Annotated in this window: 14 protein-coding genes; 6 read left to right on the forward strand and 8 right to left on the reverse strand. The window is 56.3% G+C overall.

The features are described 5' to 3' along the window. Nucleotides 1-43 precede the first annotated feature (43 nt). The gene (locus Fuma_RS27345; RefSeq protein ID WP_077026913.1) at nt 44-379 is read right to left on the reverse strand and encodes an IPT/TIG domain-containing protein; all 336 of its coding nucleotides are present in this window, start codon (nt 377-379) and stop codon (nt 44-46) included. A 753-nt stretch (nt 380-1132) separates the two neighbouring features. On the opposite strand from Fuma_RS27345, the gene Fuma_RS27350 reads away from it, so the two are divergent. The 4 genes from Fuma_RS27350 to Fuma_RS27365 all read left to right on the forward strand — a co-directional run bounded on the left by Fuma_RS27350 (nt 1133) and on the right by Fuma_RS27365 (nt 4021). Continuing rightward, complete coding sequence (locus tag Fuma_RS27350; protein WP_158521156.1) at nt 1133-2017, forward strand: DUF1559 family PulG-like putative transporter; 885 nt, start codon at nt 1133-1135, stop codon at nt 2015-2017. A 30-nt stretch (nt 2018-2047) separates the two neighbouring features. Then, nucleotides 2048-2185: an H-X9-DG-CTERM domain-containing protein gene (locus Fuma_RS36300; protein ID WP_077026915.1), complete on the forward strand. Its 138-nt coding sequence runs from the start codon at nt 2048-2050 to the stop codon at nt 2183-2185. Between the two features lie 75 nt (nt 2186-2260). After that, the gene (locus Fuma_RS27360; protein ID WP_077026916.1) at nt 2261-3001 is read left to right on the forward strand and encodes an MBL fold metallo-hydrolase; all 741 of its coding nucleotides are present in this window, start codon (nt 2261-2263) and stop codon (nt 2999-3001) included. A gap of 51 nt (nt 3002-3052) precedes the next feature. Continuing rightward, a complete protein-coding gene (locus Fuma_RS27365) occupies nt 3053-4021 on the forward strand; it encodes a class I SAM-dependent methyltransferase (RefSeq protein WP_077026917.1) in 969 nt (322 codons plus the stop codon). A 243-nt stretch (nt 4022-4264) separates the two neighbouring features. Here the strand turns inward: Fuma_RS27365 and Fuma_RS27370 are convergent, their stop codons facing one another. The 4 genes from Fuma_RS27370 to Fuma_RS27385 form a co-directional block, all read right to left on the reverse strand. Then, the gene (locus tag Fuma_RS27370; protein ID WP_077026918.1) at nt 4265-6733 is read right to left on the reverse strand and encodes a c-type cytochrome domain-containing protein; all 2469 of its coding nucleotides are present in this window, start codon (nt 6731-6733) and stop codon (nt 4265-4267) included. 495 nt (nt 6734-7228) lie between these two features. Continuing rightward, nucleotides 7229-9526: a ribonuclease R gene (gene rnr / locus Fuma_RS27375; protein ID WP_077026919.1), complete on the reverse strand. Its 2298-nt coding sequence runs from the start codon at nt 9524-9526 to the stop codon at nt 7229-7231. A gap of 13 nt (nt 9527-9539) precedes the next feature. Next, entirely contained in the window at nt 9540-10514 is a 975-nt protein-coding gene (locus Fuma_RS27380) for a 3'-5' exoribonuclease YhaM family protein (protein ID WP_077028585.1), read from the reverse strand. A 135-nt stretch (nt 10515-10649) separates the two neighbouring features. Beyond that, nucleotides 10650-12011: a DEAD/DEAH box helicase gene (locus tag Fuma_RS27385; protein ID WP_077026920.1), complete on the reverse strand. Its 1362-nt coding sequence runs from the start codon at nt 12009-12011 to the stop codon at nt 10650-10652. Nucleotides 12012-12292: 281 nt separating this feature from the next. Here Fuma_RS27385 and Fuma_RS27390 point away from each other — a divergent pair, with 281 nt between their 5' ends. After that, on the forward strand, nt 12293-13048 hold the full coding sequence (locus tag Fuma_RS27390; RefSeq protein WP_077026921.1) for a Bax inhibitor-1/YccA family protein: 756 nt from the start codon (nt 12293-12295) through the stop codon (nt 13046-13048). A 209-nt stretch (nt 13049-13257) separates the two neighbouring features. Here Fuma_RS27390 and Fuma_RS27395 read toward each other — a convergent pair whose 3' ends face one another. After that, nucleotides 13258-14070 carry a phosphorylase family protein gene (locus Fuma_RS27395; RefSeq protein WP_077026922.1) on the reverse strand — a complete coding sequence of 271 codons (813 nt, stop codon included), beginning with the start codon at nt 14068-14070 and terminating at the stop codon, nt 13258-13260. A gap of 160 nt (nt 14071-14230) precedes the next feature. After that, nucleotides 14231-15313, reverse strand: coding sequence for a 3-phosphoserine/phosphohydroxythreonine transaminase (serC, locus tag Fuma_RS27400; RefSeq protein ID WP_077026923.1), 1083 nt, complete (start codon nt 15311-15313; stop codon nt 14231-14233). 245 nt (nt 15314-15558) lie between these two features. Between serC and Fuma_RS27405 the strand changes: the two genes are divergently transcribed. Beyond that, nucleotides 15559-16578 carry a ribose-phosphate diphosphokinase gene (locus Fuma_RS27405; protein WP_083732647.1) on the forward strand — a complete coding sequence of 340 codons (1020 nt, stop codon included), beginning with the start codon at nt 15559-15561 and terminating at the stop codon, nt 16576-16578. Nucleotide 16579: 1 nt separating this feature from the next. On the opposite strand, the gene Fuma_RS27410 is transcribed toward Fuma_RS27405, so the two are convergent. After that, nucleotides 16580-17608 (reverse strand): dihydrodipicolinate synthase family protein, encoded by a 1029-nt coding sequence (locus Fuma_RS27410; RefSeq protein WP_077026924.1) that lies wholly within the window; start codon nt 17606-17608, stop codon nt 16580-16582. Nucleotides 17609-17610: the final 2 nt, after the last annotated feature.

Here is a 17610-nt window from a genome sequence, read left to right on the forward strand (position 1 = left end):
GTTCGTCGTTGTTGCCAAAAACGCAACGTTTACGTGACTTTTGTTACCGCTGAGCCAACTGGCGGGCGGCCGGTACAATCGCAACGTCCAACTGATCCGCCAGCTGACCGTCGGCCGTGTAAATACTGACGGTCGCTCGTGTTGTGCTGCTGATTGGCAGAGCGGGAAGGACGCTTCGAACTTCTGCATTCGTCCACGTGGTCACCTGAGATTCCAAAGGCAGTTCACCGATGTGCACGATCACTCGACCGGGCTGTTGGCCAAATTGAGTTCCATCGATTGTGACCTGTTGCCCTGGCTGGAATTCCGGCAGTTGCTCAACTGGCGGAGGATTAATGTAGCCGGGATCGGGGTGTTCACACGGCTTGATCCGGCACACGGTGTAGTGAGGTTCGCAAGGCTTAATCCGACAAACCGGCGTTTCATGATGGCATCTGCACACCCGGCAGCCACATTTATGGCATGGTGGTTCCACTGTCGGCGGTGGGCACACCGTGATGCGGCACTTGCATTCATGTCGTGGCGGTGGAATCACGCAAACCGGTGGTGGTGGCAGTATGACCCGGCACGGCTTGATTCGACATTCGCGGCGAGGAGGAGGCAACACACAAACCGGAGGCGGTGTGACACATTCATGCCGAGGCGGCGGAAAAATGCGAACCGGCGGTGGCGTCGGCGGACACCACGGATCGATGTGATGGCTCGGTGGCGGCGGAAGGACAGGATACGTGCCTGGGTGACCCGGTGAAATTCGGCATCCCCCCGCAAAACTGTCTGCCGAACCGAATGACGCGATGGCAACTGTTGCCAAAATGATGAGCTTCTTCATTGTTTCTATTCCTGTGCAAGGCTGAGCATTGGATTGAGACTTGTCGTTTGACATCTACTCATTTGCGCAAGCTCACGGGTGTTACAGAAATTTGTGAAAGAAGTTCGCAGGACCGCGTATTCTGCAAAGCCTTCACAGAATTTGGGCAGACAAAACAGAACAGTGGACCGATCCATTACCGTACCAGGCAGCTTTTTAATTGCGATGATGGCGTTCCTGACGCCGCAATGGTTTTAGCCCGACGTAGAAGCAACTTGCGCATCCCGCGCCTGTAACCACGGGTTGAACTTCGGAGGTATGACCATGCACCCTTTTCCGCCGAATCGAACTGAACTCCCCACGATTCCCTGGCCCGCGATCATTGGATTCAGCGTCGCGGCATTGCTTATGGCCGGCGTTGTCCTGATGTCACTGCGGCAACGGCCGCCCTCGAATTCGAAAGCTTACCGGTGGTGGCTGGTCATGACCGCGGTTATGAGCCTCGGTCTGCTGGTTGGATTTGCGATCTTCGCAAGCGGCAAAGCCCCATGGGTCGCACTGTACTTCGGTGTGTGCATTCTGTTTTGCTTAAAAGGGCTGTTCGAATCCGAGAATGAGTTGCCTCCGGGAGCCGCACGAAAAGAACTCGGGAAGGCCTTCAGTTACTTCTGCGCCCTCATAACAGTCGGGATGGCGCTGGTGCTCTTTTTCGCCCCGCCGATAGAGCAGTCGCGCGGTCAGACTCGTCGTGTCCAGTGCAAAAACAACCTGAAACAGATCGGGCTGGCGTTTTACAATTTCCACGACGAGTACGGTCGATTGCCGTCGGCGGGTGGAGTGCTGCCGGACATGCCCTCATCCGGGCCACCAGTCAGTTGGCGAGTTGCGATTCTCCCGTTTATTGACGAACGTCCGTTGTTTGAGCGATACGACACGTCGGCAGAATGGGACTCAGCGGCCAACACGCCTCTGCAAACCGAGAAGCTCGAATGCTACACGTGTTATTCTCACCCGGCACCCAGCAACGAAGATGGAGCCGTGTTCACGCCGTATGTTGTGCCGACCGGAACCGGGGCCATCTTCGGCGACCCTGAGTCGGTTCCGGTCACGCTGCCGCAAATTCAAAACACGTCTCAAGTTCTGCTGGTCGCCGAAGCCTGCGGCTCGCGAATCATCTGGACGAATCCGAAGGATCTTGATGTCCGCTAAACTCCGCTGGGAGTCAACCTGCCTGGCTCAATTGAAAACACGTCCGATGGTCTTATCTCCAGCTACCACGCAGGCGGCGCCAACGTGTTAATGGCCGATGGCTCCGTGCAATTCCTGTCTCAGAATACTGACGCTGAAGTAATACGAGGAATGACGGTCGCTCGCTGACGCAGGCTTTCTCAAATCATCCCGCATTTGCTATGTTTCCTTCGGCGGCGGCTTTTCAGACAGCGTTACACAACCATGCGATTGCAATTTCTAGGCACGGGCGGTTATCACCCCAACGAACGGCGACACACCGCCTGTTTGTTGCTGCCCGATCACGGAATCGCTCTGGACGCCGGCACAGGATTCTTCCGAGTTCAGAAACGACTGAACACAGATACGCTGGATGTGTTTCTCAGCCATGCCCATTTGGATCACGTGTGCGGACTCACATTTTTTCTGGTGCCAATCCTGAACGGTGACGTCAGGAAGGTACGAATCCACGGATCAAAACAAACACTGGATGCGGTTCGGTCGCACTTATTTGACGAGGCGATCTTTCCCGTCGATCCGCCTTACGAATGGTGCGAGTTGCCCGAAGGTCAGCACGTCGATATTGCTGACGGCGGCAAATTAAGCTGGACGCAACTGGAACATCCCGGTGGGTCGATCGGCTATCGCCTGGACTGGCCGGGACACTCGCTGGCCTACATCACAGACACAACTGCCCCGGGAAACTACCTTCCATTTATCAGTGGCGTCGATGTCCTGATTCACGAGTGCTACTTTCCGGACGACATGGGCGAGTGGGCATCAAAAACCGGCCACAGTTCCGCAACAGCCGTCGCCCACGTCGCGAAGCAATGCGGCGCGAAGCGACTGTACTTGGTACACGCCGATCCTCAGCATCCCGAAGACGACCCTATTGGCATGGACGGCATTCGGAAGATCTTTCCGGACAGCGAACTGGCGGAAGACCTGCTGGAGATTGATTTTTGAACCTCAAGCGACGAAGACGGCAGGCCGCCGGTTTGAAAACGTAAGATCAGCATGGCAGACAAAATCGATTCTCAATTGCTGACTCAGCTTCGCAGCCCCGAAAACGGTCGTGCGCTGAAATTCGATTCGACTAGCGGGCGAATCCAGTCCGCGGATGGCAAGGGATCGTGGCCGGTCATCGACGGCATTCCCCGATTTGTTTCTGACGAACATCTGAAGAGTTTCGGCGATCAATGGACGACGTACGAGGTGGCTCACGATGACGAGGATCGGGCCACCTTTGTCGCAAAAACGGGCATGCCGCTGGAAGAACTTCGCGGCCTGCGAGTTCTCGACGCCGGCTGCGGTGGCGGCCGCTATTCGCGAATTTGCGGCGAAGCAGGAGCGACCGTTATCGCAGCAGACCACAGTCGAGCCGTCGACAAGGCGCAGCAACTTTGTTCGCATTTGGACAATGTGAGTTTCGTGCAAGCGGATCTGAAGAAATTGCCCTTGGAACCCGCGTCGTTCGATTTCGTATTTTCAATCGGCGTGATGCACCACGATGCGGACACGCGAGCGGTCTTCGACGCCGTCGCGAAACTGGTCAAACCGGGCGGTCGGTACTCGGTGTGGCTTTACCGACGGAATCAGTGGTGGCAGGAAGCCATCAACAGCGGCCTCCGCAACGTGACAACTCGACTGCCATCAACAGTTCTGAAGCCATTCTGTCATCTGGGAGCAGTCCTCGGCGGCACACCGATCGTGAATCGAACGCTGAACAAGGTCGTCAACTTTAGTGCTCACCCAAGCTACGAGAACCGCGTCTGTGATACGTTCGATTGGTGGGCACCGGAGTACCAATACCACCACACGGTCGGAGAACTATCCATCTGGTTTCAGGAAGCCGGGTTCACAAACCTGACTGAACTGCCTCCCGAAAAACAGGGTCGTGCCTACACGTGGGCGTATGAAAAGAACCTGTTGATTGGAAGCGGCGTGAACGTGACAGGATTGAAATGCGGCGAGCCGAGGACGTAAGTCCTCTGGTTCCAGATTTCGATCGATGAGTTCAAAAACGCGGACAAATGCTGTTGAGTCGTCATTTCACCGTGTTCGTTGCAACAGCCATTTTGCATTTCGGCATTAGAGCAGTTTACCTCTTGTCGTGTACGGTTCGGGCTCGTGGAAAACAGCATCCATAGTACGAAACGCTTGTTCCGCGGCCACAAGTCAGCGTAACACGCTGTAATAAACCAGAGGACTTACGTCCTCGGCTCGCCTCTATTCTTCCGCCGCTGCCACAGTGGCCGCGTCACCGGCCTTGGGGATCGCGATAAACGAAGTGGCAACGCTGCCGTCTTTCGAATTCCAGACGCGGATTTCGCCATCATAGCTGCCCGTGGCGATCAGGTTTTTCGCAGCGTTGTAACTTAGCGTGTAAACCCAGTCCTTATGCCCGGCGAACGTACGAATGACTTTGCCGTTGGCGAGGTCGTGTTCACGAGCATTGCGATCTGCACTGGCGGTCAACAGATGGTTGTCCGGTGTCACTTCGACTCGGAAAATGTCGCTACCGAAGCCACCAATCTTACGAGCTTCCTTCGCGTCCGCGACTTTCCAAACTCGCGCCTGCCGGTCGCTGCCAGCACTGACAATGCTGTTGCCATCGGTCAGGAAGGCAGCCGAAAAGACAGCGTCTGCGTGGCCGTTAAACGTGATGACCGACTGGCCGCTGGCGACGTCAAACACGCGGGACGTCTTGTCACGGCTGGCGGTCACCAGTTGCTTACCGGTCGGAGACCAATTCACGTCCATCACCCAATCGGCATGGTCTTCGATCTGCACCAGTTGGTTGCCGGATTCCACGTTGACCACATAGACAACTCGATCCGCACCAGCGGCGGCGACCGATTTGCCGTCCGGGCTGTAGCTGACAGCAAAAATAACGTCCTTGGTGCGAACCAGTGTTTTCTGATGAGCACCGTCGGCCGTTGAAAACAGTTTGACTTCACCGAGCTGGCCTGGTGTTCCGGCGGCGACCGCCAGCTGGCTTCCATCGGCACTGAATTCCAGATCGTAAACTCGTTCGGCGACGTTAGTAATCCGACGAATCAGACTGCCGTCATCCGTTTTCCAAAGCAGGATTTCATGGTAGCCGGACGACGCCAGAATGCTGGCATCCGCATTGAACGCAGTCGCTGTCACGGGGATCGGTACGCGGTAGGTCTCCGGCGGCAGCGGCTGAGCGATCTCGGGCATCACTTGAAACAGGTCTGCCGTGGCAACAACGCCCGCATCAAGCGGTGCACCGCTGTTGATCCATTGTTTGATAATCGCGATTTCTTCCATGGTAAGCGGGTCCGCGTCCTTCGGCATCGAACCATCGTCAACCATCGCCCATAGCAGTGAACTTTCGGCATCATGAGCTTCAAAGGCTGCTCCGGATTCTCCGCCTTTCGCGATTGCCGCAAACGAATCCATGTTCAGACGCCCACTGGCCGTTCGCGTGTTGTGACAGGCGACGCAGCGCTTGGCGAAGATCGGAGCGATGTGTTCGGAGAAGGAAACGAAACGTCCGAGTTCTGCGAGTGAAGTTTCGGCCAGCTTCTGCTTGTTGACGAATTCTTCTTCAAGAGATTTCACGGCAGCGGCTGCGGAAGCAATCTGAGGTTCCAGCTCCGCCTGTTGAGCTGCCAGTGCCTCCTGCTGCGATTTTGCATCGGCGATTCGCTTGTTCTGCAGACCATCGGCGCTCTGCAGGTCCGCAACTTTTAGCTGCAGGCGAAAGTGTGAGCGGCTGTGTTCGGCGTATTTGTCCTGGTATTCTCGCAACTTCGCTTCAGCCGCTGTGTATTCCGCCTTAGCGGCATCCAGTTGCTTCTGAGCCCCTGCCAACTTCGCGTCCGTGGTGGCAACCAGTTCGGCGGCTCGCTTTTGAAGAGCATGCACGGCATCCAGAGACTTGGCAAGTTCCGCACCCGCTTCGAGGGGATCGCTGCCCGCAGTCTTCGCCGCCGCCTGAAGTGCTGCCAGTGATTCCTGCAGTGTCTTAGCGCTGCCGTTCACCTGAGCCAAAGCAGCCTGAGCTTTGTGGCGACGCGAGCGTTCCGCTGGAATCGCAGCTTCGAGCGCCTTCACACTCTGGCGACGTTTCTCCGTCGCCAGTTTCGCAACGTCCACTTCGCGGCCCGCAGCATCAAGAGCGGCTCGTGCTTTGGTGAGTTCTTCTTTGGTCTTTGGCAGCTGTTCTGTTGCAGCTTTCAAATCAGCAACCGCTTTACTTTCGAGCTGTTGCTGTTCGGCTTGTGAAATCTTTAATGCCGCCAGCTGGTCCTGCAGAGTTTGGTGCTTCGCTTTGGCAGCGACTACTTTTTGTTGAACGGCAGCGGCGTTGGCCACTAGAGCATCGGCCTGCTGATGGCGCTTCAGGTCCGCCGCCAAAGTCGCCGCCTGCTTTTCCGCAGCCGCCTTATTCGCAACCGCCGACTGCAGCGACTTTTCGGCAGCGGCGATTCGCTGCTGAGATTCCTTCAACTGTTTTTGCAGCTGAGCCACACGCTCGTTCGCAACGTCGATGGTCGCCTTCTTGAGTGTGATCTGTTTCTCAGCCGCCATCTGCTGTTGGCGGACAGCATTCAGCTTTGCCTGAATGGCGGCCGTGTCATTGTCGGCACCAAGGGAGGTTCCTGACGAATGCACCGGAAGTACGGCAATGACGAAACAGAGAGAGAGGCGGAAGAGCGTGTTCATGGGCGAACTCCGTGACGACCGTCTGGTTTGTGCCGACGAATCATGCGGGGATGTGATGTTGCGAAAATGCAACGCTGCGCAGAAACACTAGGATTCAGTCGCAGCCGCGCCCTGTCAAGCTTTCTGGAATCGTTAAAGTCAGACCAACGAATTTCGACCGGTTCGGCACAATCGGAACGACCGGAAACCCGTTCAAAACCCGCGCATGCAGAAAGCCCAGTACGCTGAATGCCGTACCGGGCTTCGCAATATGATCAATGGGATCAGGCGTGGCTTATTTGCGGTGGCGGATCTTGGCTCGCATACGTCGTTTCTTGCGGCCAATTTTTCGACGCCCCTTGCCTGTCTTCTTCGTTCCCATTCTTTTTACTGCTCCGGATTCAATTAACGATTGGATTACCTGCGAATCGCGAAGGATACCAATCCTACCCGATTCCAGCAAACGCCGTTTCCTGTTGTCTACAAACTATCCCGATTTCGGCTTTCAGTGTTCGCTTAGCGCCGCTTACGGCCGCCTTTTTTGGACTTGTCGCCCTTGCCGCGGCCTCGCGACGGCCTGGAATCGGACGACGCCTTCGCGGCCCCATCCCTGCCGGATTTCCGGCCTCCCCTGCCCTTCTTCTTCGGCAGGCCCTTCGGCGAAACGCCCATTTTTCGAGCTTTCTTCGGTGGACTGACGACTCGCAAATCCAATTGACGACGGTCAACATCCACGTTGACGATGAGAACTCGCACCTGGTCCCCGAGACGATATTCGGCATTTGACTTGCTACCCTTGAGCGTTCGAGACGCCTGCAGGTACGTATAGAAGTCGTCCGTCAGCGAACTGATGTGAACGAGCCCCTCGGCCGGAACTTCCGTCCCCTGGCAAAACAGGCCGAAATTTTCGACGCCCGTGATGAACGCGTCCATCTCTTCGCCGACCTTGTCTTCCAGGTAACGCAGCAGCTTGATTCGCTTCAGTTCTCGTTCTGCTTTTTCGGCTCGCCGCTCCGTCGTGGAACAGTGTTTGCCGAGCTGCAGCAGTTCGCCCATGCTGTCAATCTGCGGTTTGCGGCCAGCAGCCAGTTCGCCAACGACTCGGTGAATGGTCAGGTCCGGGTAGCGGCGAATCGGGCTGGTAAAGTGACAATAGTCTTCTTCGTTCAACGCGTAGTGGCTGAATTCTTCCGGGCTGTATTCCGCCTGCTTCATCGCTCGCAGCAGCGCGAAATTGACCGCTCGTTCTTCCGGTTTGCCCTCCACGCTGTTGATGACAGCCTGAATTTCCTTGCGACTCTGGAATTTCTCCAGGTCGTAGCCCAGCCCGCTGCAAAATTCCTGAAAGCCCTTCAATCGCAGTTCGTCGGGTGTTCCATGGATTCGCCGCAGGAACGGGATGTCACGGGACGACAGGATCTGAGCGACCGCGATGTTGGCCGCCAGCATGAACTCTTCGATGATTTCATGACTCTCGTCATGATGCCGCTCGTGAGCTCCCGTGACGTTGCCGTCGTCGTTGAAGTCAATTTCAACTTCCGGAATCCCCATCTGCAACGCACCATTGGCGAATCGCTTGCGACGCAGCATCATCGCCAGCTCGTGCATCTTCATGAGCAATTGCACAATCTTTGCGCTTACTTTGCCCTTCTGGCTTTGCGGGTCGTTGATGACCGGCATCACTTCTTCGTACGCGAACCTCTTCGAAACCTTGATGACCGTGTTGGCCACTTCCGCACCCTGCGGATTGCCTTTTGCATCGAATTCAATGAAGACGCTTTTGGTATAGCGAACATTGCCTTCCTGCAAACTGGCCAGTCCGTTGCTGATAATTTCGGGCAGCATCGGAATCACGTGACGCGGCAGGTAACAGCTTGTCCCGCGATCTTTAGCCGACCGATCCAGAGGCCCACCAGGAGGCACAAAATGAGCCACGTCGGCAATGTGGACTCCCAGTTGCCAGTGGCCGCGTTTGTCTTTTCGCAGCGAAATGGCGTCATCGAAGTCGCGAGCCGTAGCCGGGTCGATAGTGACAATCGTTTCTTTGGTCAGATCCATTCGATCGCCAAAGTCGGCTTCGTCGAAGTGGTCCGCCTGCAGCCGAGCATCTTCCAGCACGTCTTCGCTGAATTCGTACGGCAATCCGAGACTGTGAACGACCGTCATTGTGTCCACGCCGGGGTCGCCGCGTTTGCCCAGAACTTCCGTCAGCACGGCTTCGCCCACTCGATTGGCCGAAGGAAACCGCAGCATTTCGATCACGACTTTGTCGTCCGGAACAGCTCCCTTGGCACCAGGGTCGCCGACGTGAATGTCGCCCTGAAACGCGGTCCCGTCGACTCGCACAAAGCCCTGCCCCTGAGCTTCCAGGTATGTGCCGACGAACACGTTGCTGGCTCGTTCCAGTACCTTGTCGACTCGCCCACACCGCTGACCGCCCGAGCGTCGGCGACTGGAAAGTCGCACCAGCACTTCGTCGCCCGTTTGAGCGTCGTGCAGGTCTCGCGATGAAATATAAACGTCCTGCTTTTTCCGGTCAGCCGCTGGCTTGGCATCGTTGGGAATGACGAACGCCGCGCCGCTGCTGATTTTCTTGACGATGCCGGTAACAAATCCGCTGGCGGCTTTCAGTTGCAGCCGCCCCTTTTTGCCTTCGCGGATTTTGCCGTCCGACACCAGCAATTCCAGCTCGTTGCGGAATTCCGGCATCCCTTTTTTGTTAACACGTAACTTCTTCGCCAATGCACCACTGTCAATGGGGCGGTACTTTGGATCGGAGAGGTGTTCGATAATCTGGTCTTCTAGTTTACTCAAATGTTTTCCATTTCTATTCGTTGTTATACCCCTTGAACAGCTTTCGCTCGATCCTGGGGCTGTACGGAGTCCATGCGGAATCCTTATTCATGTCGTCTTCGATGGCGCGAGTGAATTCGTGCAGCTTGGCATCGAGGTTATCGATGTGGTGCAGCACAATCGCTTCCGGAGTCATGGGGACTCGCGGGCTGCCGAATTCGTGCGTGCCATGGTGGCTAAGGATCATGTGCTTCAGACGCAACACGTCTTCCGTGTCGAAGTCCTTGCTGCCAAGCTCGGCCCTCGCCACCGCCAGCTTTTCGTTGAGAATCTCAACGGCAATATTCATATGCCCCAGCAATTGGCCTTCGTCTGTGTAAGCCAGCGTTGGGTCCCATGAAAGCTCGCGGACCTTGCCGAGGTCATGCATCAGCACGCCCAGCAGCAACAGATCGCGGTTTAGCGACGGGTAGTGGTCACACAGCCGATCAGCGACCTGGGCCATGCTGACTATGTGCTCAATCAAACCACCTTGATAGGCGTGATGCGCTTTCACGCCGGCGGGAGCGGCACACAAATCGTCCAGCAGTTGCTGATCAGACAGGAAACACTGGCCGAGGGTTCGCAGTTTTTCGCATTTTATCGAACCCAGCAATTCCTTCAGCTGGTCAAGCAGCGGTCCAACATTGGCCTGAGGCTTGATCTGAAAGTCTTCGGCGTCGTAGGCCGATTCCGGGGCTGTGTCGATGAACGTGACGATCATCTGCAGACCGCCCTGATACAATTGAACTTTTCCTTTAACGTGGACGATGTCGCCTGCCGAAAAGTGCTGCATTCGTTCTTCGCTGACGTTCCACATCAGCCCGCTGATGACACCCGTCTTGTCTCGCAATGTGGCCAGCAGATACAGGTCGGCGTTGCGATTGGCTCGCAATTGTTTATCGGCCAGTAAAAAGAATTCGTTGACGGTGTCGCCGTCGGAGAGTTCCTTAACAAACGTGCGGGGCATTCTGAACTTTCGGTCCGAAGTGGGATTGCGGCGCGGAAATCCACACGTCACCGGGTGAGGAATCACGATCGCTGTTTTGAAGACCGAAGATTCTACGTGCCCGCCTGCCCATCAACAAACCACTGTCCGATTAGTCTACTCCGCCGACTTCTTGGTATTCCCCCGTCGGCGATTGCGAGCGTTCTTGCGATCGGCTGCGGTCGGCCGGGTTTTCGCAGGATCCTCACCACCTGGTGACTTTGCCCCTGTTTCGCCGGTGCCCTTGGCTCGACGAGGCCCCCGAATGCGGCGGCGACGGCGGTTCTGGCCGCCGCTGCGAGGAGGTCGTTCCCCATCGCCATCGTCGACTTTTTCGCCTGGCTTAAGCGGATCCGGCTGACGACCGTCTTCCAGAATTTCAAAGCCGATCAACCGTTCGATCGCCTTCAACGTGCCTCGTTCACTGGCCGCACAAAACGAAATCGCGATGCCGGTGGCACCTGCGCGACCTGTGCGGCCGATGCGGTGGACGTAGCTTTCCGGTTCCATTGGTAATTCGAAATTGAAGACGTGACTCACGCCTTCCACGTCAATTCCGCGAGCCGCCAGGTCCGTGGCCACCAGAATCTGCACCTTGTCGGCTCGAAAATTATCCAACGCCTGTTGTCGAGCGTTTTGCGACTTGTTGCCATGAATCGCCACCGCTTCGATTTTGTGCTTGCGAAGGTACTCCGCGACGTAGTTGGCACCTCGCTTAGTCTTTGTAAACACAATTGCCTGACCGACATCGCCGTCCGTGATCAGCTTCAACAAAAACGGCTTGCGCTGCCGATGTTCGACAAAGACGACTCGTTGATCGATTAACTCCACGCTCCGCTGCTTTGGAGCCACATCCACTTTCACCGGGTTGTGCAGAAGCTGATTGGCCAGTTGAGCGATTTTTTTCGGCATCGTGGCAGAAAAGAACAGCGACTGTCGCCGCACGGGCAGCGTCTTGATGATGCGTTTCAGGTCGGGCAGAAAGCCCATGTCCATCATGCGATCGGCTTCGTCCAGCACGAAGATCTGCAGTCGATTCAGGAAGATGTATTCCTGTCCCATCAAGTCCAGCAGTCGTCCCGGCGTGGCGATCAGGATGTGAACGCCTTTTTCCAGCGCCTTCACCTGACGCCCCTGACCGACTCCGCCGTAGATCAAAGCGTGGCTGACTTTCACATGCCGACCGTAAGAATCGAAGCTGTCGCCGATTTGAATAGCGAGTTCTCGCGTGGGAGCCAGAATCAGCGCCAGCGGTCGCTTAGCGACGGCTTTATGCCCTTCTCCGGCAAGATAGTCCAGAATCGGCAGAGCGAACGCCGCCGTTTTGCCGGTACCGGTTTGAGCACAGCCAAGGATGTCTAACCCCTCCAACGCAGACGGAATCGTCTTGGCCTGAATCGGCGTGGGGGTGTCATAACCTTCTTCCCGCAAAGCTTTTCGCAACGGGGGGATCAATTCGAGGTCGTCAAATGTGGACAACGGATTTCCAATGAGTCAGAGGCAGGTGTACGTTCTTTGGGCGAATTCTTAGCGAAGAATAGTGAATAACAATCAAATTTGCTCTTCGAACAACGAATTCCGAGCATCCGACCGAAGTTCCTGATAACCCGAAAAGCGACAGACGGCCGAATTTGGAATTCGTTGTTTCGGACTGGCCAGCAACGATGATTCCGGAAACAATGCCACGTCAGTCGGCGCCCGCCCCTTAATGCGCGGCTAAGTTAACACCAAAAGCGCTTCAAAAACATAAAGGCCTATTCATGAGATCCTCCAACCCCGCTCTGAGCGAAAACGTTTTTCACAACTTTGAATCCTACGGTGACACCACTGTGATGACAGTCACGGGCACGGCGATCAAGACGATGATCGCCATCGTCCTGGCGTTTGCCACGGCGATTTTCACATGGAAGCAACATGAAGCCGGCAACTCTATTCAGGGTCTGATGATCGGGGGGCTAATCGTTGGACTGATTGCAGCCATTGCGACGATGTTCAAGAAAAACTGGGCACCAATTACGACGCCCATTTACGCTTTGGCCGAAGGCTGCTTCCTGGGAGGAATTTCGGCCATCATTCAGGAACAACTGAACGCTCGGATGGCCGATGCACCGCCGATCGCGTTTCAGGCGTGCGTTCTTACGTTTGGAACACTGGCCGTGATGATGACGGTGTACCAAACCGGCCTCATTAAAGTGACCGACAAACTCCGCATGGGTGTCGTTGCTGCCACCGGCGGGATCGCCCTACTCTACCTGGTTTCGATGGTGATGAGCTTCTTTGGTTCAGGTATCGCCTTCATTCACAGTGCCGGCCCATTCGGCATCGCGTTTAGCGTGTTCGTTGTCGGCTTGGCCGCGTTCAACCTCCTGTTGGATTTTGACCTCATCGATCGCCTCACCGCCAGTCGAGCTCCCAAACACATGGAATGGTATGGCGCGTTCGCATTGATGGTGACGCTGGTCTGGCTGTACATCGAAATCCTGCGTCTGCTGTCGAAACTCAACCGTCGCGACTAAGCCGGGACGTCCCGGCAGACTGTTGGCGTGGTGAGCGGATGACGGTTTGAAGGCGGAATCGCCGGCGGCGCTCCCGCTGGTCGCCGGAGGTGGCGCGTGAAGCAGTTTGCGGCGAGGTTTGTCGTGCACTCGGCATAGGTGAACGGTGGCACTGCGGCGGCGCATCAATCCTCAGACCGATCGACTCTGGCCAGATCGATCTACGACGTTTAAAACCGTGTCCGTCTTAGCCCCTCGCTCAACTGCGTGATGAGGCTTAAAACGAAGCGATTGAGATTCACGGCGGTTTCCTCCGCGACTTTCTTCCAGGGAGCCAGTTCGGGATCCGGCTTCACGCGTTTCAATAACTGACCAAGTCCAACCGCCTTCTGTTTTGGTGCCGGCTCAAACAGATACTCGGCCACCTTGTCGGACAGTTGCTCTCCTGCGGTGCCGACGATTCCTCGGATCGCAAGAAACCGAGCGGCAGGCGGTGCGTCTTCGCCCGTCGGTTGTTCGTTACACGCCTGAGCGACCGCAAGGCTGGTCGTATCAACAGCAGCAGCCGACGACGATTCGGCCAGCGAACGCCGCACATCAGCCGAAAGTGGGTGACTGTCGGCAACCACGTGCTTCCGCACGAAGATGCGTTTGCGTTCGGGGATGGAACACTTCACCGGCATGCTGTTTCCGTGCGTATCACAAAGCTCATTTGCCAGACAGACGTCGCCCGACTTAAGTTCCTGCGTCAACGGAGAACTGAAACCGACCGAAAACACCCACGCGGGATGATGTTCCTCAATAAGCGTCTTCGCAGCCTCGCGATGCCGGGCAAATCCCGCGCCCGCTTCGACGACCGCCACTCGCACGACTTCATCCAGAAATCCGCCGCGAAAAACGATTCCGCCGTCGATATACTTACGGACTCGGTCCAGCTTTTTCAGCAGCGGGCCCACCTCCAGCGATTGACCACACACGATCCCGATATCCGCCGACCGCCGGTCAACGACAGGTTCGTCAGAATGAGAAGAGTCCTGGGGCATGGCCGTGTGACGCGGAAGGTGATGGAATAAGACTGACCGCTGATATCTGCTGGCTGAACGCTCGCAAGCTTAGTCGAACTTAGCGGCGCTTCTCTGGATCCGCCACAGGGGCGAACCAGAATGTAAAGCCCCGCAGCGGTCCGCTTACGATTCTAAGTCCCTACGCGGTCGCTTCAAAATCTTTCATGAAACTGATCAACGCATCAACCCCTTCCGACGGGAATGCGTTGTAAATGCTGGCTCGCATGCCGCCCACACTGCGGTGCCCCTTCAGCGCGCTGAAGCCTTCGGCGTCGGCTTTCTTCAGGAACGCCGCGTCTTTGTCGGCATCGCCCGTGACAAAACACACATTCATCAACGAGCGGCTGGCCTTATCAGCGGTCGGCTGAAACAGGCTGCTGCTGTCAAGGTACTCATACAGCTTGCCAGCCTTCGCCTTATTGCGTTCGTGCATGCCTGCCAGGCCACCATTGGCTTTGATCCAGCGAAACACCAGCATCATCAGATAGATGCCAAACGTCGGTGGCGTGTTGTACATCGAATCGCTGGCTGCGTGAGTTCGATACTGAAGCATCGAAGTCAATTCGCTGTTGCCCTGCTCGACCAGATCATCGCGAATGATCACCAACGTGACTCCGCTGGGCCCAAGATTCTTTTGAGCTCCCGCGTAGATGATGCCGTACTTCGAAACGTCGATCGGACGGCAGAAGATGTCGCTGCTGGAATCATTTACCAGGAAGGCTTCGTTGCTGAACCCGGCCGGTTCGCTGGCAAACTGAGTTCCGTAGATCGTGTTGTTCGACGTGAAGTGAACGTAACGCGGAGAATCGCTGTACGTCTTGTCCGTCGGGATGTAATTGAAGTTCTTGTCTTCGCTGCTGCAAACGGTGTGCACGTTGCCGAACAGCTTCGCTTCCTTCACGGCCTTCTTCGACCACGACCCTGTGACCAGGTAATCAGCCGTCTGATCCTTCGCGAGAAAATTCATTGGAATCATGCCGAACTGAGTCGACGCACCGCCCTGCAGAAACAGCACCTTGTAGTTGTCTGGAATGCCAGCCAGTTCGCGGCACAAAGCTTCCGCTTCTTCGGCTACGGCAACAAACGGCTTACCACGATGCGAATGCTCGCAAATGCCCACGCCGGTATCTCCCAGCGACAGCAGATTCTCGCGAGCTTCTTCCAGCACGCTTTCAGGCAGCACGGCGGGGCCGGCAGAGAAATTCCAAATGCGATCGGTCATCGCGGAGTCTTTCGTTGGGATGGGTGGTTACGGAGCGACATCTTAGAATCGAGTTCGACGCATGCCAAACCGTGGTTGAGCCGCCTTTCGTATTTCTCGCAGACACGCGGGCCTGCCTTGAGTTCATTCCTGGCGGCGATAAGATCTGGCTTCGAACTTCAGCACGGCCCCATGAATTCGACTGCGACCGGTGGCCTGCTTGCACACACAGATCTGAACCGCAAAATGCGGCGGACAACATCACCATGACTCAGGGAAATTCCGCCGCCGACAGCCGCCAAGGGCCGCGACTTCAGCCGTTTCAACCGCCGCAGGGCGATTTGGCCATTTTGGCTGGTTCCGGCAACCCGGTGTTTGCTCAGAAAATCGCCAACGGCCTCGGCGTACGACTCACCCCCTGCCAGGCTCAGATTTTCAGCGAAGGCAACGTCTTCGTCCGAATTCTGGAAAACGTCCGCGGTCGCGACACGTTTATCGTGCAAGGCGTCCACCAGCCCGTCAACGATAACTTTGTTGAGCTGTTATTCTGGATTGACGCTCTCAAACGCGCGAGTGCCCAACAAATTACGGCCGTCATTCCGTACTTCAGCTACGCGAAGGGTGACAAGAAGGACGAACCCCGCGTGTCGATTCGAGCTCGCGTGTGTGCGGACGCGATCGAAGCCGCCGGAGCCGACCGAGTCCTCACGATGGACCTGCACAGCCCCCAGATCCAGGGCTTCTTCAGCGTGCCCGTCGACCATCTTTACGCTCGCGCGGTGATCTGCGAACACATCAAGTCGCTGGGCATAGACAACCTGGTCATCTGTAGCCCGGACGCCGGATTCGCCAAATCAGCGGCGGCCTTCGCCAATCTTCTTGGCGTGCCGGTCGTCATCGGAAACAAGACTCGCCCTGATCATTCCGAACAGGCCGAAATCCTTGAGGTGATTGGACAGGTCGCGGGCAGAAACGTGCTAATGGTGGACGACTTCACCATCACTGGCGGTTCACTTTGCAGCATGGCCGAAGTCCTAAAGCAACGCGGTGCCGAAGACATCTACGCCGCCGTATCGCATGGCGTCCTGTCGAAGGGTGCAGCCGATCGAATTCAAAACAGCGTGATCCGCAAAATGTTTATGACGGACACCATCGAAGCACCCATCGAACCGCTATGCGAAAAGATGGACATCATCTCCGTCGCGCCGCTGTTCGCTCAGGCCATCCGCAGCATCCACGACCGCACAAGCGTGAGCATGCTGTTTCCGGACGACAAGCAAACGTAAGTTAGCGAAGCCACTCATCACGATGCTCAGCCACGAACGCATCATCATGTAAGTGCGGATAAGCGGCATAGACGCGATCGATGTATTCCTTCTGTCCTGGCGAAAGCCGTTCGTCAGGATCCAGACACCGAGTCGTCTCCATCAAGCCCTGTCGATGCAACACTTCGTGCAGTCCGGCGATGCAGCCGTGGAAACTGTTGTCTGCATCGAAGAAGGCCGCATTGCAATCAGTGACTTCCACACCCAGCTGCAGCAGATCAGCCGACGCGGCTTCCTGATGACAACGTTGCTGCAATTCGACAGCTCGCTTCGTCCACACAGCCCAGTGCCCGAGTAAACCGCCAACAAAGCTGACAGTGCGTTCACCAAACCGAAACGGCGTAATCAAGTCGCCCACGATGTTGTCGTCGTTGCCGGTGTACATCGCAATGTCGTCTCGCCCGGAATCCGCGACGGCTCGCATGACATCCAGAGTTTGGTAACGGTTAAACGCCGCCACTTTGATGGCGACCACCGCTTCGATTTCTACAAAACGCCGCCAGAACTCATACGACAACAAGCGACCTCCCACGGCCGGTTGCAGATAGAAGCCGATCAGCGGAATCGTGTCGCCAACTGCTTTTGCATGTTCGATCAATTCATCTTCGCTGGCATCCGGCAGTGCCGCGAGACTCAACAAACCCGCGTGGTAGCCGAGATCCGTCAGCAATGCCGCTTCTGCTGTGGCCTGCTTTGTAGCGCCGCAAATCCCACCGACCTGCAGCACGTCGCGACCGCTGGCAGCCACTTCTTCCGCCGCCAGTGTTAGCACGGGTTTCAGCAGGTCGACCTTGGGATCACGAATCGCAAACTGCGTCGTATGCACGCCGACAGCGACACCGCCGACGCCTGCCGCAAGGTAGTATCGCGTGATTGCCCGCTGATGACGTTCGTCCAGCTTGCCACTGGCGTCTAACGCCAAAGGATTAGCGGGAATGCACTGACCGCGCATTAATGTTTCACGAGTGTTTGACTCTGACTTATTGGACATAA

The sequence above is a fragment of the Fuerstiella marisgermanici genome (assembly GCF_001983935.1).
Classification (GTDB): domain Bacteria; phylum Planctomycetota; class Planctomycetia; order Planctomycetales; family Planctomycetaceae; genus Fuerstiella; species Fuerstiella marisgermanici.